Annotated in this window: 10 protein-coding genes, 1 pseudogene and 1 riboswitch; of the genes and pseudogenes, 9 read left to right on the top strand and 2 right to left on the bottom strand. The window is 40.1% G+C overall.

Going from position 1 to position 14,534, the window contains the following annotated elements:
* Positions 1-72 precede the first annotated feature (72 nt).
* The 3 genes and pseudogenes from HMPREF0848_RS03480 (at position 73) to nt5e (ending at position 3,957) form a co-directional block, all read left to right on the top strand.
* A complete protein-coding gene (locus HMPREF0848_RS03480) occupies positions 73-921 on the top strand; it encodes a transporter substrate-binding domain-containing protein (RefSeq protein ID WP_008534665.1) in 849 nt (282 codons plus the stop codon).
* A gap of 58 nt (positions 922-979) precedes the next feature.
* Positions 980-1,593: pseudogene (locus HMPREF0848_RS03475) on the top strand (amino acid ABC transporter permease).
* 111 nt (positions 1,594-1,704) lie between these two features.
* On the top strand, positions 1,705-3,957 hold the full coding sequence (gene nt5e, locus HMPREF0848_RS03470) for a cell surface ecto-5'-nucleotidase Nt5e (RefSeq protein WP_008534663.1): 2,253 nt from the start codon (positions 1,705-1,707) through the stop codon (positions 3,955-3,957).
* 248 nt (positions 3,958-4,205) lie between these two features.
* On the opposite strand, the gene mnmE is transcribed toward nt5e, so the two are convergent.
* Both mnmE and HMPREF0848_RS03460 read right to left on the bottom strand, forming a co-directional pair.
* Positions 4,206-5,576 (bottom strand): tRNA uridine-5-carboxymethylaminomethyl(34) synthesis GTPase MnmE, encoded by a 1,371-nt coding sequence (gene mnmE / locus HMPREF0848_RS03465; protein ID WP_008534662.1) that lies wholly within the window; start codon positions 5,574-5,576, stop codon positions 4,206-4,208.
* Between the two features lie 125 nt (positions 5,577-5,701).
* Positions 5,702-7,045 carry an alanine/glycine:cation symporter family protein gene (locus HMPREF0848_RS03460; protein WP_002888394.1) on the bottom strand — a complete coding sequence of 448 codons (1,344 nt, stop codon included), beginning with the start codon at positions 7,043-7,045 and terminating at the stop codon, positions 5,702-5,704.
* Between the two features lie 95 nt (positions 7,046-7,140).
* A riboswitch (glycine riboswitch) is annotated at positions 7,141-7,247 on the bottom strand.
* A gap of 312 nt (positions 7,248-7,559) precedes the next feature.
* On the opposite strand from HMPREF0848_RS03460, the gene pcrA reads away from it, so the two are divergent.
* The 6 genes from pcrA to HMPREF0848_RS03430 all read left to right on the top strand — a co-directional run bounded on the left by pcrA (position 7,560) and on the right by HMPREF0848_RS03430 (position 14,514).
* A complete protein-coding gene (gene pcrA, locus HMPREF0848_RS03455; RefSeq protein WP_037608874.1) occupies positions 7,560-9,869 on the top strand; it encodes a DNA helicase PcrA in 2,310 nt (769 codons plus the stop codon).
* A gap of 118 nt (positions 9,870-9,987) precedes the next feature.
* Positions 9,988-11,268, top strand: a complete 1,281-nt coding sequence (locus HMPREF0848_RS03450; RefSeq protein ID WP_198003203.1) for an O-acetylhomoserine aminocarboxypropyltransferase/cysteine synthase family protein — start codon at positions 9,988-9,990, stop codon at positions 11,266-11,268.
* Between the two features lie 344 nt (positions 11,269-11,612).
* Positions 11,613-12,107, top strand: coding sequence for a thiol peroxidase (gene tpx / locus HMPREF0848_RS03445; protein WP_008534654.1), 495 nt, complete (start codon positions 11,613-11,615; stop codon positions 12,105-12,107).
* 127 nt (positions 12,108-12,234) lie between these two features.
* Complete coding sequence (locus tag HMPREF0848_RS03440; RefSeq protein ID WP_008534652.1) at positions 12,235-12,855, top strand: restriction endonuclease subunit S; 621 nt, start codon at positions 12,235-12,237, stop codon at positions 12,853-12,855.
* A gap of 86 nt (positions 12,856-12,941) precedes the next feature.
* On the top strand, positions 12,942-13,175 hold the full coding sequence (locus HMPREF0848_RS03435) for a DUF1858 domain-containing protein (protein ID WP_008534650.1): 234 nt from the start codon (positions 12,942-12,944) through the stop codon (positions 13,173-13,175).
* 1 nt (position 13,176) lies between these two features.
* Positions 13,177-14,514: a DUF438 domain-containing protein gene (locus tag HMPREF0848_RS03430; protein WP_008534649.1), complete on the top strand. Its 1,338-nt coding sequence runs from the start codon at positions 13,177-13,179 to the stop codon at positions 14,512-14,514.
* Positions 14,515-14,534: the final 20 nt, after the last annotated feature.

Genomic DNA, 14,534 nt, shown 5'->3' with positions numbered 1-14,534 from the left:
TTCAAATAGTGTAGGCTTGTATTATAAGTTTTTAACTTACCTCAATTTTTATTTTTAAGGAGAAAGATATAGATGAAAAAGAAATTTTTCGCCGTTATTAGCCTAGCATTGGCTGCGGTCTTTTTGGTCGCTTGTTCGTCACAAAGTTCAGGCGAGAAGAACTGGGAAAAGATTGAAAAACGTGGGACTATCAAGGTTGCGACTGCAGGAACCCTCTACCCACAAACTTACCATGATGACAAGAATAATTTGACTGGTTACGATGTTGAGATTCTTAAGGAAGTTGGAAAACGCCTCAAGTTGAAGATTGATTTCACTGAAATGGGTGTAGACGGAATGCTTACAGCTGTAAATAGTGGTCAAGTAGACATTGCCAACTACTCACTTGAAGATGACAATAAGAACGTTAAAAAATTCTTGCGTTCTGAACCATACAAGTATTCCTTTACTTCAATGGTAGTCCGTGACTCTGATAACTCAGGCATCTCTTCATGGAAAGATCTCAAAGGTAAAAAAGCAGCTGGTGCCGCAAGTACCAAATACATGAAGATTGCTAAGAAGATGGGGGCTGAACTCGTTGTTTATGACAATGTTACTAACGATGTTTACATGCAAGACTTGGTAAATGGTCGTACAGACGTTATTGTCAACGATTACTACTTGCAAAAGATGGCCGTAGCTGCGGTTAAAGATAAATACCCTGTAAAAATCAACGATGGCATTTACAGTAACCCATATTCAACTAGCTTTACTTTCTCTTTGAAGAATAAAGTCCTTCAAGAAAAAGTTAATAAAGCCATTAAAGACATGAAAAAAGACGGTACTCTTACCAAGATTTCAAAGAAATTCTTTGCTGGTCAAGATGTTACAAAGAAAACTAAAGTAAACTACACTAATATTGATATCTCTGATGTCGAATAATATAAGCGATCCATTAGGGTCGCTTATTTGCTAAAGAAATGTTTAGAAAGATAGACTTATGATTATTGATTTTCAGCTGATTTTTAAAAGTATTCCCTACGTTCTATCAGGATTGCCCTACACTTTAGGAATTTCCATTTTGAGTTTTATCGTTGGGAACTTATTTGCGATTCTCCTTGCCTTTATGCGGATGTCGCAAAAGTCATGGTTAAGATACCCTGCCCGGATTTACATTTCCATCATGCGTGGTGTCCCCATGTTGGTGTCCAGTTGCCCGCTCTGCTTTGTGCCTTTATCGGTTTCTCCAGTGTAAGTGCTGCCTATATGGCTGAGATTCTCCGTTCATCTATTTCTGCTGTAGATAAGGGACAATGGGAAGCTGCTCGCTCCTTGGGACTGCCAAAGAAGTCTATTATTCGTCACATCATCTTACCTCAGGCCATGCGTATTGCAGTAGCACCACTTGGAAATGTCATCATAGATATGGTTAAAAGTTCTTCATTGGCTGCTATGATTACAGTACCAGACATTTTCCAAAATGCTAAGATTATCGGGGGTCGTGAGTATGACTACATGTCTATGTATATCCTGATTGCCTTCATTTATTGGACCTTGAGCTTCACATTGGAATTGCTTCAAAATCATCTTGAAAAACGCTTGGCAACTTACTAATTATTGAGACATAACGATTGAATTTCTAATCAAATAGTGAAAAATATTTAATTCTAATCTTATAATATGTGGTATAATAAAAACGATTTAACATCAGAAAGGTATTTTGGAATGAAGAAGAAAACTGTCGTTGCAACGACTCTCTCAACCTTACTCGTCTCAACTGCAATCTTGGCAAATGCTGTCCAAGCTGACGAGGTAGAAACGAATGCAAATGCTACAACTCCAAGCACAGAAGTAGTAGCTACACCAGCCACTACAAATGCAGCATCGACAGCAGACTCAACTGCATCAAGTGAGTCTGCCGCTCCACTTGTTAGCGCAACATCGACACTTGCAACTCCAACAAGTGAACCTAGTGTATCAGCAGTTCCTAGTGCAAGTGAAACAGCGACATCAACTGCAGCTGCTACACCAGCAACAGAAACAGTGACAAATGCTAGCACAAGTACTAATAATGATACGGTCACAGTCCTTCACACCAACGATGTCCATGGTCGTATGGTGGAGGATGACCGAAATGGTGTTATTGGTGATGCGCTCTTGTCTGGCATCGTCAATGATTATCGCTCAAAAGGAACAACACTTGTCTTTGATTCTGGAGACTCTTTCCAAGGTCTTCCTATTTCAAATAGTTCTAAGGGTGAGGATATGGCTACAGTCATGAATGCGGTCGGCTATGACGCTATGACCGTTGGTAACCATGAATTTGACTTTGGACTTGACCAATTGCGCCGTTTGAGCAAACAGATTAATTTCCCAATCATCACATCTAACGTCTATGTCAATGGTGTTCGTCTTTTCCAACCATCTACAATCGTTGATAAAACACCTGGTGTTGATGGTGATGAAGTCGTTGTTATTGGTGTCACTACCCCTGAAACAGCCACTAAAACACACCCTCGAAACATTGTTGGTGTGACTTTTAAAGATCCTATTTCAGAAGTCGAAGCTGTTATTGATCAAGTCGAATCAAATGCTCGTGCCGAAGGTAAGGATTACAAAACTTACATTGTTCTTGCTCACTTAGGTATTGATACAACAACTCCTGTTGAGTGGCGTGGTTCAACTTTGGCGGAAGCACTTTCAAATTATGCACCACTTAAGGGTAAACGTGTACTTGTTCTCGATGGGCACTCACACACCCTTCATACAGCAACTTACGGCGATAACGTCACTTACAATCAAACAGGTAGCTACCTTAATAATGTCGGCCGTGTTGTCTATAATTCTGACCGTATTTTGTCACATGGAGTGATTACACATGACGAAGCCAAGAAGAATTATCAAGTTAACCCTAAGATTAAAGCAATGCTTGATGATATCCAAGATAAATACAAAGCTGATTCGTCAAAAGTTGTTATTGAAAACAGCCCTGTCAAACTGAGTGGTGACCGAATGGATGTCCGTGTTCGTGAAACCAATCTTGGTAATGTTGTCGCAGATGCTCTCTTGGATTACGGTCAATCTGGTTTTAGCCACAAATCTAATCTTGCAGTGACTAACGGCGGTGGTCTTCGTGAAACGATTGCCAAAGATAAACCTGTGACAAAGGGCGATATTATTGCTGTTCTGCCATTTGGTAACTCTGTTGCTCAAATTCAGGTTACTGGTCAAAACATCTATGATATGTTCGTCAAGTCTCTTGGTTCTATTCTTCAAGTTGATGAAAGTGGTAAAAATGTTCTTGATGAAAATGGTCAACCTTTACTTGAACCTTCAGGTGGTTTCCTTCAAGTAGCAGGAGCTCGTGTTTATTATGACACTACACTTCCTACAGAAAAACGTATCCTTTCTATTGACATTTTAGATCCAGAAACTAAAGCCTACAAACCTCTCGACAAAACTGAAACCTACTATCTTGTAACCAATGATTTCTTGGCTGCCGGTGGTGATGGCTACACAATGCTAGGTGGGCCACGTGAAGAAGGGCCTTCAATGGATTCTATCTTTGCTGATTATTTGGCAACTGCAGACCTTTCTAAATATGCTGTCATTAATCCAAATTCACGTACCATTTCAATTTCAAGCGCTAATTATGCTGCATTGACTAAGAAAGATGAAGCAGAGCAACCTACGCTTAATCCATTAAGTCCAGTTACTCCATCGGATGTTGCTAAAGAACTAACAACAACTAAACCTGTGGTTTCTAAAGTAGTAACGACACCAAACGGTAAAGTCTTCTTTGTGTCAACAACAAATGATGCCCTTAAAGAAACAGAAAAAGTAACCGAAGCTTCAGCTCAAGGCGAAGTTCTTCCTACAACAGGTGACAAGAGCTCACATGCTGGTCTCCTTGGCCTTGGTATGTTACTTACTATCTTTGGACTAAGTGGTAAACACAGAGGTAAAGCGAAAAACTAAGCCAGTAAACATGACAAGAAAAGTAATGGGCTAATTACAGTTGTGAACTTGTCTTTCTTAACACTGTCAAACACCTGAAACCAAGTGTTTCAGGTGTTTTTATATGGTCGAAAACTATTCCAACAATCATAACACCCTATTATAAATGGAATAGTTTGGTTTTATATTAACGTAACTAAAATTATGTAAAACTTCACCATAAAAAGAAAAAGATAACGGAGTATCTTTTTACATAAATTTAGTTATGTCTATTTTCCTAAACAGAATTGACTAAAGAGTTGCGTAATGAGTTCATCTGGAGCAGCATCACCAGTAATTTCACCAAGAATTTCCCAAGTACGTGTCATATCAACCTGTAGTAGGTCAACCGGCATTCCTAATTCAAGACCTTGATTAACGGCTTCAAGACTCTCAAGAGCTTTTTCAATGAGTGAAATGTGACGGGCATTTGAAAGATAGGTAGCATCTTTCTCAACCAAACCAGCATTATCAAAGAAGAGTTGATTGATGCGTTCTTCAATCTTATCAATGTTTTCATTTTTCAAGACTGAAATTGGAATGACATCTTCGGGAAGTTCTTCAAGTTGGATAGCTTGAGGAAGGTCAGTCTTATTTAGGAGAATAATGCGATTGCTATTTTGGCTGATGTCAAGGAGGGTACGGTCTTGCTCAGTTAATGGCTCGGAGTTATTAAGGACAAGAAGAACCAAATCAGCTTCTTCTAGGGCCTTTTTAGAACGTTCTACACCGATTTTTTCGACAACATCGTCAGTATCTCGAATACCAGCCGTATCGATTAACTTAAGTGGAACACCCTTGATATTAACGTATTCTTCAATAACATCACGAGTGGTCCCTTCAATGTCTGTCACGATAGCTTTTTCCTCACGTAGGAGGTTGTTGAGAAGACTTGATTTTCCGACATTTGGACGACCAATAATTGCCGTTGAAAGACCTTCTCGTAGGATTTTTCCTCGTTTGGCAGTGGCAAGAAGATTTTCTAAAAGTACTTGGAACTCTTGCGTTTTTTCGCGGACAAGATTTGTGGTAACCTCTTCAACATCATCATACTCAGGATAATCAATATTAACTTCCACCTGAGCTAAAGTATTAAGGATTTCTTGGCGGGTATTGTTAATGAGATTCTTGAGTGAGCCATCAAGTTGCGAGACAGCAACTGCCATAGCCTTATCAGTCTTGGCGCGAATCAAATCCATTACAGCTTCAGCCTGAGTTAAGTCCACACGGCCATTTAGGAAGGCACGCTTGGTAAATTCACCAGGTTCAGCCATACGAGCTCCAGAACGGATAAGGAGTTGCAGAATTTCATTAGTTACCGCAACTCCGCCGTGTGTGTTGATTTCTACCACATCCTCACGGGTAAAGGTTTTGGGAGCACGCATGACACTGACCATGACTTCATCAATGATGTCATCATTTTCCACGATATGACCATAGTTGATGGTATGAGAATCAACGGTTTCAAGATTCTTCCCTTTGAAAACCTTATTAGCAATGGCAATAGCATCTGTTCCTGATAAGCGAACAATACCGATAGCCCCTTCGCCTAAAGGGGTTGAAATAGCTGTAATAGTATCAAATTCTTTGGTAATTGACATGTTTTATCCTTTGAATATTTCTTTATTTGTGTTAAAACGAATTTATTTCATTGTAACGCAAATAAGCAGTAGTCGCAAGAATTGGCGCTGATAAAGACAAGAAAAAAGAGCCTGAGCTCTTTTCATTATTTATGACGTTCAAAATATGATTTGGTCTCTTTGATAATGATTGGTGAGAGGACCAGAAGGGCAATCAAGTTAGGTAATGCCATCAAGCCGTTTACGATGTCCGCAATTTTCCAAACAACATCGAGTGTTAGGTAGCCACCAAGAGCAACCATGATTACAAAGACAAGACGATAGAATGAGAGGAATTTGGTAGATTTGAAGATAAATTCGAAACAACGTTCCCCATAGTAAGACCAACCTAGAACTGTCGTAAAGGCAAACAAGACTAAAGAAAGTGTTAGGGCAATTTCTCCAAAAGTTCCGAAAACAGAAGAGAAGGCCGCTTGTGTCATTGGTGCACCTTCTAAGCTACCAGACCATTGTCCAGTTACGAGAATAGCAAGTCCGGTAAGGGTACAAATGATGATAGTATCGATGAAGGTACCTGTCATAGAAATCAAACCTTGTTCAACAGGTTCCTCAGTCTTGGCAGCAGCAGCGGCGATAGGGGCAGAACCAAGACCTGATTCATTAGAAAATACCCCACGCGCAATACCAAGTCGCATTGCGACCATAACAGTTGCTCCAGCAAAACCTCCGACAGCAGCTTTACCAGTAAAGGCTGATTGGAAAACCATTTCAAGCACAGGGAACAGCTGATTGAAGTTAGCAAAGATGACAATAAGTGCAGCAATGATGTAAAGACCAGCCATAAATGGCACAACTTTTTCAGATACTTTTGAAATAGATTGAATACCACCGAAAATAATAGCAGCAGTGATAAGGGCTAAGATCACACTGACAATTTTTGGTGACCAATCAAAGCTGTTTTGAAGAGATGCTGTGATTGAGTTAACTTGTGAGAAGGTACCAATACCCAACCATGCGACAAGCACACCGGCAAAGGCAAAGAAGTAGGCCAAAGGCTTAGCGATTGTTTGCCATTTCCCTTTAAAGCCATTGGTAATATAGTACATTGGACCTCCAGAGACATTCCCCTGATCGTCAAGTGTACGGAATTTGATAGCTAAAAGTCCTTCGGCATATTTAGTTGCCATACCGAAGAAGGCAGCAATCCACATCCAGAAAAGGGCACCAGGTCCACCAGTCTTAATGGCTGTTGCAACCCCGACAATATTACCAGTACCGACAGTTGCGGCAAGAGCTGTCGCAAGGGCTGCAAAACTAGAAATATCACCTTCCCCTTTATCTTCAGCAAAGATAAGTTTAAAGGCTTTAGGCAGACGAATGATTTGCAAAAGTCCTAGACGGATTGTAAGGTAGATACCAGTTCCTACAAGAAGGACAAGAAGGGGAGGTCCCCATACAAAGTCATCAATGGAAGTGAAAAAGTCTAACATAAGTTTAGAATCTCCTTAAACCGAGACGCCAAAAAAGAGGTTTGGCTTAACCAGACCTCTGAAAATACAAAGCTATTCATACAAGTTAAAAACTTGCAATGCTTTCTGTCCTTTTACCTGAGAGTTTCGGGTGTTATCCCTTGCCCCTTCGGTGTCTTGTAAACAGCAGTAGCTGCTTCAAGCTCTCTCCAGAAGTCCGTCAATCACCAGTCATCCTGATGATGTCATTCGGTTAATATTTTATTGTGACTATATCTTACCGAAAAAACCGAACACTGTCAATACCTATTTTCTTAATTAGCCCAAAGAATCCGAATATTACGTTTTCATTATTGCACAAGAACAAGTAAATCTCACATAGCTTAGCTATCATATCAAGAATGTCTAGCAAATATCCTAGTTTGAAACAAGCAACTCAAGTTTAGAGAATTTGATGACAATCATGACTACAGTCTGCATTTTCATCGGAAAAATGATAAAATAGTAGAGCTTATTTTTGAGAATGGAGAACATGATGAACCCATTATTAAACGGTATGAATGATAAACAATCAGAAGCAGTTCAAACGACTGAAGGACCTCTTTTGATTATGGCTGGTGCAGGTTCCGGTAAGACACGAGTGCTTACCCACCGCATTGCTTACCTAATTGACGAAAAAATGGTCAATCCTTGGAATATTTTGGCCATCACCTTTACCAATAAAGCAGCTCGTGAGATGCGTGAACGTGCTATGGCTTTAAATCCAGCAACTTCAGAAACTTTGATTGCGACCTTCCATAGTATGTGCGTGCGAATTCTTCGTCGTGAAGCGGACCATATTGGCTATAACCGAAACTTCACTATCGTGGATCCTGGAGAACAACGCACTCTGATGAAGCGTATTCTCAAGAATCTTAATCTTGATCCTAAAAAATGGAATGAGCGTGCTATTTTAGGGACGATTTCCAACGCTAAAAACGACCTTTTAGATGAAGTGGCATATGAACATCAGGCTGGCGACATGTACACCCAAATCGTTGCTAAATGTTACAAAGCCTATCAAGAAGAGCTTCGTCGTAGTGAGGCCATGGATTTCGACGATTTGATTATGATGACTTTGCGTCTCTTTGATAAAAATCCAGATGTTCTTGCTTATTATCAGCAACGTTATCAGTACATTCATGTGGATGAGTACCAAGATACTAACCATGCTCAATATCAGTTAGTGAAACTCTTGGCTTCTCGCTTTAAGAATATCTGTGTCGTGGGTGATGCAGACCAATCAATCTACGGTTGGCGTGGGGCTGATATGCAAAATATTCTTGATTTTGAGAAAGACTATCCCGAAGCCAAGGTAGTTCTCCTGGAAGAAAACTACCGTTCGACTAAGAAAATTCTCCAAGCGGCCAACGAGGTGATTAAGAACAACCGCAACCGCCGTCCTAAAAAACTTTGGACTCAAAATGATGACGGAGAACAAATCGTTTATTACCGTGCTAATGACGAGCGGGATGAAGCTGTTTTCGTAGCTTCAACGATTAATAACGTCGTTCGTGAAGAAGGTAAGAACTTTAAAGACTTTGCAGTCCTCTACCGTACCAACGCCCAATCTCGTACCATTGAAGAAGCCTTGCTCAAGTCTAATATTCCTTATACCATGGTTGGAGGTACCAAGTTCTACAGTCGTAAAGAAATTCGTGACGTCATTTCTTATCTGAACTTGATTGCCAATCCTGCGGATAATATTAGCTTTGAACGTGTCGTGAATGAACCGAAACGTGGGGTCGGTCCTGGTACTCTTGAAAAGATTCGTACCTTTGCCTACGAGCAGGATATGAGTCTTCTAGATGCTTCCGCTAATATTATGTTGTCACCGATTAAAGGGAAAGCAGCTCAAGGCGTTTATGACTTTGCTAATGTTATTCTGAATCTACGTGACCAGCTAGATGACTTAAGTATTACCGAAGTTGTTGAAGCCGTCTTGGACCAATCTGGTTACCTAGACGCTCTTTCTATGCAACAAACGCTTGAAAGTCAGGCACGTATTGAAAATATCGAAGAATTCATGTCTGTAACCAAGAATTTCGACGAAACCAATACAGATGAGACCGAAGACGAGACGGGTATTGACCGTTTAGGACGTTTCTTGAACGATCTGGCTTTGATTGCTGACACGGACGATGGTGATGTCGAAGCAGCAGAAGTAACCTTAATGACCCTCCACGCTGCCAAAGGGCTTGAATTTCCAGTTGTCTTCTTGATTGGTATGGAAGAAGGTGTCTTCCCCTTATCACGTGCTTCAGAAGAGCCAGATGAGCTTGAAGAAGAGCGTCGCTTGGCTTACGTAGGAATTACTCGTGCTGAAGAGATTCTTTTCTTAACTAATGCTAATACTCGAACCCTTTTTGGTAAGACTAATTACAATCGTCCTAGTCGTTTCCTGCGAGAAATTTCAGATGATTTATTACAATATCAAGGTCTTGCACGTCCTGCTAATTCATCTTTTGGCGTTCGTTTTACGAAGGATGAACCGACACAATTTGGTCAAGGAATGAGCTTACAACAAGCGCTTCAGACCAGAAAAGCCAATGCACAACCGCAAAGACGTACTGGCGCTCAGCCATTTTCAAAAGCTACCGGAGGGCTACCATTTGGAAAAACGTCTGACTCAAGCAAGACAGCAACAGACTGGGAAATTGGCGACATCGCCCATCACAAGAAGTGGGGAGACGGAACTGTTCTAGAAGTGACTGGTAGTGGTAAAACCCAAGAACTTAAGATTAAATTCCCAGAGGTGGGACTTAAAAAAGTTCTAGCAAGTGTTGCACCCATTGAAAAGAAATAAAAGGACCGAATGGTTCTTTTTATAAACCCTATCTATCACTCTGATAAGAAATTTCTATTAGACAGCTTGACTTGCTAGGTGTAGAATGAAGGCAACTTTTGTTTTGGAGGAAACACATATGACACGAGAATTTTCATTTGAAACCCTACAATTGCATGCTGGACAAGCCCCTGATAAGGAAGCTAAATCACGTGCGGTTCCTATTTACCAAACAACTTCATACGTTTTTGATAATGCTCAAGAAGGTGAAGATCTCTTTGCCCTTAGAAAACCTGGTAACATTTACACTCGTATTACCAACCCTACTGTAGCAGTCCTTGAAGACCGTATTGCTGCACTAGAAGGTGGTGTTGGTGCCTTGGCAACTGCTTCAGGTATGGCTGCTATCACTTATGTAGTACTTGGTTTGGCACACGCCGGAGATCATGTTGTTGCTGCAACAACGCTTTATGGTGGAACTTTTAACCTCTTGAAAGAAACACTCCCACGTTATGGTGTCACAACAACTTTTGTTGACGTCAACAATCCTGAAGAAGTAGAAGCTGCAATCAAAGACAATACAAAACTTGTCTTGATTGAGTCTTTGGGTAACCCACTTATCAACATTCCAGATTTTGAAAAGATTGCTGACATCGCTCACAGTCATAAGATTCCATTGGTGGCTGACAATACATTCGGTACACCTTGTCTTATTAACGTTATTTCTCATGGTGTAGATATCGTGGTTCACTCTGCGACTAAATTTATCGGTGGACATGGGACAACTATCGGAGGCCTTATCGTCGATTCTGGTAAATTTGATTGGGAAGCTTCAGGTAAATTCCCACAATTGGTGGATGAAGATCCTTCTTACCACAATATCAGTTATACACGTGATGTCGGTGCAGCAGCGTTTATTACTGCCCTCCGTACACAACTTTTGCGTGATACAGGTGCAGCCTTGGCACCTTTCAATGCCTTCTTGCTCTTGCAAGGCCTTGAAACCCTCTCACTTCGTGTAGAACGCCACGTCGAAAATACGAAAAAAATCGTAGATTTCTTGGAAAACCATCCAAAAGTTGAGAAAGTAAACTATCCTGGATTGCCATCAAGTCCTTACTATGACTTGGCACAAAAATACTTCCCTAAAGGACCAGGTTCTATTTTCACTTTCCATGTTAAGGGCGGACAAGATGAAGCTCGTACAGTCATTGATAACCTTGAAATCTTCTCAGACCTTGCCAACGTTGCCGATGCAAAATCATTGGTTGTTCACCCTGCAACAACAACCCATCAACAATTGGCAGAAGAAGATTTGCTTGCCTGCGGTGTCACTCCAAATCAAATTCGAATATCTGTCGGTTTGGAAAATGCAGATGATTTGATTGAAGATTTGAAACTTGCCTTGGAAAAAATCTAAAAGTATTATAATACGAATGGACTCGGCATTTAGCTGGGTCTTTTTCAGATAGCTTGAATCGCATTTTAAATTAGTCTATAACATCGCATTCTTAAAGGATTTAAGCAGCAAACATCTCAACATTTTTAAAATCAAACTATCGATAAATGGTGGTATTATAGTACAACACTTCTATGATAAAGCTCCTCAAAAGTAATTAAATACATGCTTATTATGAAAGCAAGTTAGCAGATAGATATATCTTCTGTGATTATGAAATGTTCTTTGTTAAAAATTTATAAGCAAATGGCTAGTCATGTTCTAGCATTTAAAGTACAATAAAGAAAAACTATTGGAGGAATATTATGCCAACATTTATCGGAAAACCAGTTACAGTAGCTGAAGACAAACAACTTCAAGTAGGAGATACTTTGCGTGATTTTACATTGACTACAACAGATTTAAGTCAAAAATCACTATCAGATTTCGATGGAAAGAAAAAAGTTATCTCTATTGTTCCATCTATTGATACAGGTATCTGCTCAACGCAAACACGTACTTTTAACAAAGAGTTATCAGAACTAGATGATACTGTGGTAATTACTATCTCTGTAGACTTACCATTTGCACAAGCTCGTTGGTGCGGTGCTGAGGGACTTGAAAATGCTATTATGCTTTCTGACTACTACGATAATCACTTCGGAAGAGCGTATGGTGTTCTTATTGAAGAATGGCACCTATTAGCGCGTGCTGTTTTAGTAGCTGATGCTGATAACAAGATTACTTACGTGGAATACCTGGAAAATATTAATACAGATCCAAACTATGAAGCAGCAGTAGCAGCTGTTAAGAGCTTGTAATTAAGAGACCTAGTCTCTTTTTTTATTTTACATTTATTGCAGTTTTTACTTGCAAAAGTATTAGCTTCTTGCTATTATTGTATAACAATACTCATTAAGGATACTCGAATATAAGAAAGGAGATTCAATGACTGAAAAAGAAAGACCTCAATTGATTGTCAATTATGAAGCTAATACTGATAAGCTTATTCGTTTAGGTGATGTTGTTGACCAGTTCAAAGGCAAAGCTGTCCCTGCTAAAGCTGAACCAGGAGAATTTGCTGTTATTAATTTATCCGATATGACACCAAGCGGTATTTCATATAAAGACCTTAAAACTTTTTCTGAAGAACGTCGTAAGCTCTTACGGTTTTTGCTAGAGGATGGTGATGTCCTCATTGCTTCAAAAGGGACAGTGCAAAAAGTAGCTGTTTTTGAGGATCAAGGTAAACGTGAGGTGGTTGCCTCGTCAAATATTACAGTTCTTCGTCCTAAAGAAAAACTTCGTGGGTTCTACATCAAATTTTTCCTTGAGACTGAGATTGGATGTACTTATTTAGATTATGCTGATAAGGGTAAGGCCGTCCTTAACTTATCGACTGCTGACCTCTTGGATATTAAAATCCCTGAGATACCAATTGTTAAGCAAGATTATCAGATTGCCGCTTATTTACGTGGCCGCGCTGATTTCCATCGTAAGATGGTTCGTGCAGAGCAAGAGTGGGAGAATATCCAACATAATGTTACGGAAGCTCTATTTGGAAACTAATTAAAGGCACAGACTCAGGTTTGTTGGCCTTTTTTCATTATTCTCGTGTATAATGGTAGTAGTAAATATGTTATTAGGAGGTCACTATGACAACCAACACTATAGATTTATCACAACCAGTCGCAACCATCATTAAAGAGCATCCAGAGGTTAAGGAGTTACTGATTGATCTCGGTTTCAAGCCCTTGTCCAACCCTGCTATGTTAAATACTGTCGGTAAGGTAACCAGTCTAAAAGCTGGCTCTAAGTTAGCTAATATTCCCCTAGATAAAATTAAGCAAACCTTACTATTCAATGGATATGATGTCATCGGAGACTGATATGGAAAACAATCGTATTCAAATACTCAAAGAAATTCTACTAGATTTGCACCATGGAGCCAGTCCTGAAAGTGTTCAAGAGCGCTTCAATCAACACTTCAAGGGAGTTTCTGCCCTTGAAATCTCTATGATGGAACATGAACTGATGGCATCTGAAGAAGGAGTTACCTTTGAAGATGTCATGAGCCTCTGTAATGTACATGCTAACCTCTTTAAAGGAGCCATTGCAGATGTGGAGGTAGCAGACGCTGATCAAGAAGGCCACCCAGTTTATGTGTTTAAACAAGAGAATTTAGCCCTACGTTCAGCTATTCTCCGTATTCGACGTATCATAGAAAATATCAGTAAGCCTGAAAATGAAGAGTTTAAATCTGACCTAGTAAATGGGCTTAAGCATCAGATGTCATTACTTGGTCAATTCCATAATCATTACACACGTAAAGAAAAGCTCTTCTTTCCAATTATGGAGCGTTACGGTCATGACTCCCCGCCAAAAGTGATGTGGGGTGTAGACGATGACATCCGAAAACTTTTTAGAGTAGCAGAAGCTAAACTCAAAGCACTTCCAGAAAGTACTTTAGAAGAGTTTTCAAAAGCATTTGAAGCCTTTTCGGAAGAGTTTGAAGCTATGATTTTCAAGGAAGAAGCCATCCTACTTATGATTCTGCTAGAAACCTTCACGCAGGATGATTGGCTTTCCATTGCTGAGGAGAGCGATGCCTATGGCTATGCTATTATAAAGCCTACAGCTATCTGGAAGCCTAAGCGAGAGCGTTTTGATGATACTGTACTAGAAGAAAAGTCTAGTCCGAAAGCTGATGAGAATATCGGCAATACTCGTGTCATAGATACCCCTGAAGGGCAATTCACCATCAGCTTCACATCGAAACCAAAGGCTGAAACTGTCGTAGATAGAGAAACCACACAGCCTTTTGGCAATGGTTATCTCTCTGTTGAACAGGCCAATCTCATCCTCAATCATCTCCCTTTGGAAATCACTTTCGTTAATAAAGATGATATTTTCCAATACTATAACGACAATGTTCCAGCCAATGAAATGGTCTTTAAACGAACACCTAGTCAAATTGGACGGAATGTTGAACTTTGTCATCCGCCAAAAGTCCTTGACAAGGTCAAGAAAATCTTTGACTTACTCAGAAGTGGTGAGCGTGACCAAGTACCAATGTGGTTCAAATCTGAACGTCTAGGAAAATTCGTCTACGTCACCTATGCTGCTGTACGAGACGATAAAGGAGACTTTCAGGGCGTCCTAGAGTATGTCCAAGATATCCAGCCTTTCTTTGAGCTAGATAGCGACCTCAAAAGGGATATTGATTAAAAAGAAGAAGTAAATGTGAC

The sequence above is a fragment of the Streptococcus sp. C150 genome, assembly GCF_000187445.1.
GTDB lineage: Bacteria > Bacillota > Bacilli > Lactobacillales > Streptococcaceae > Streptococcus > Streptococcus raffinosi.
This window is presented reverse-complemented; position numbering and strand designations above follow the sequence as displayed.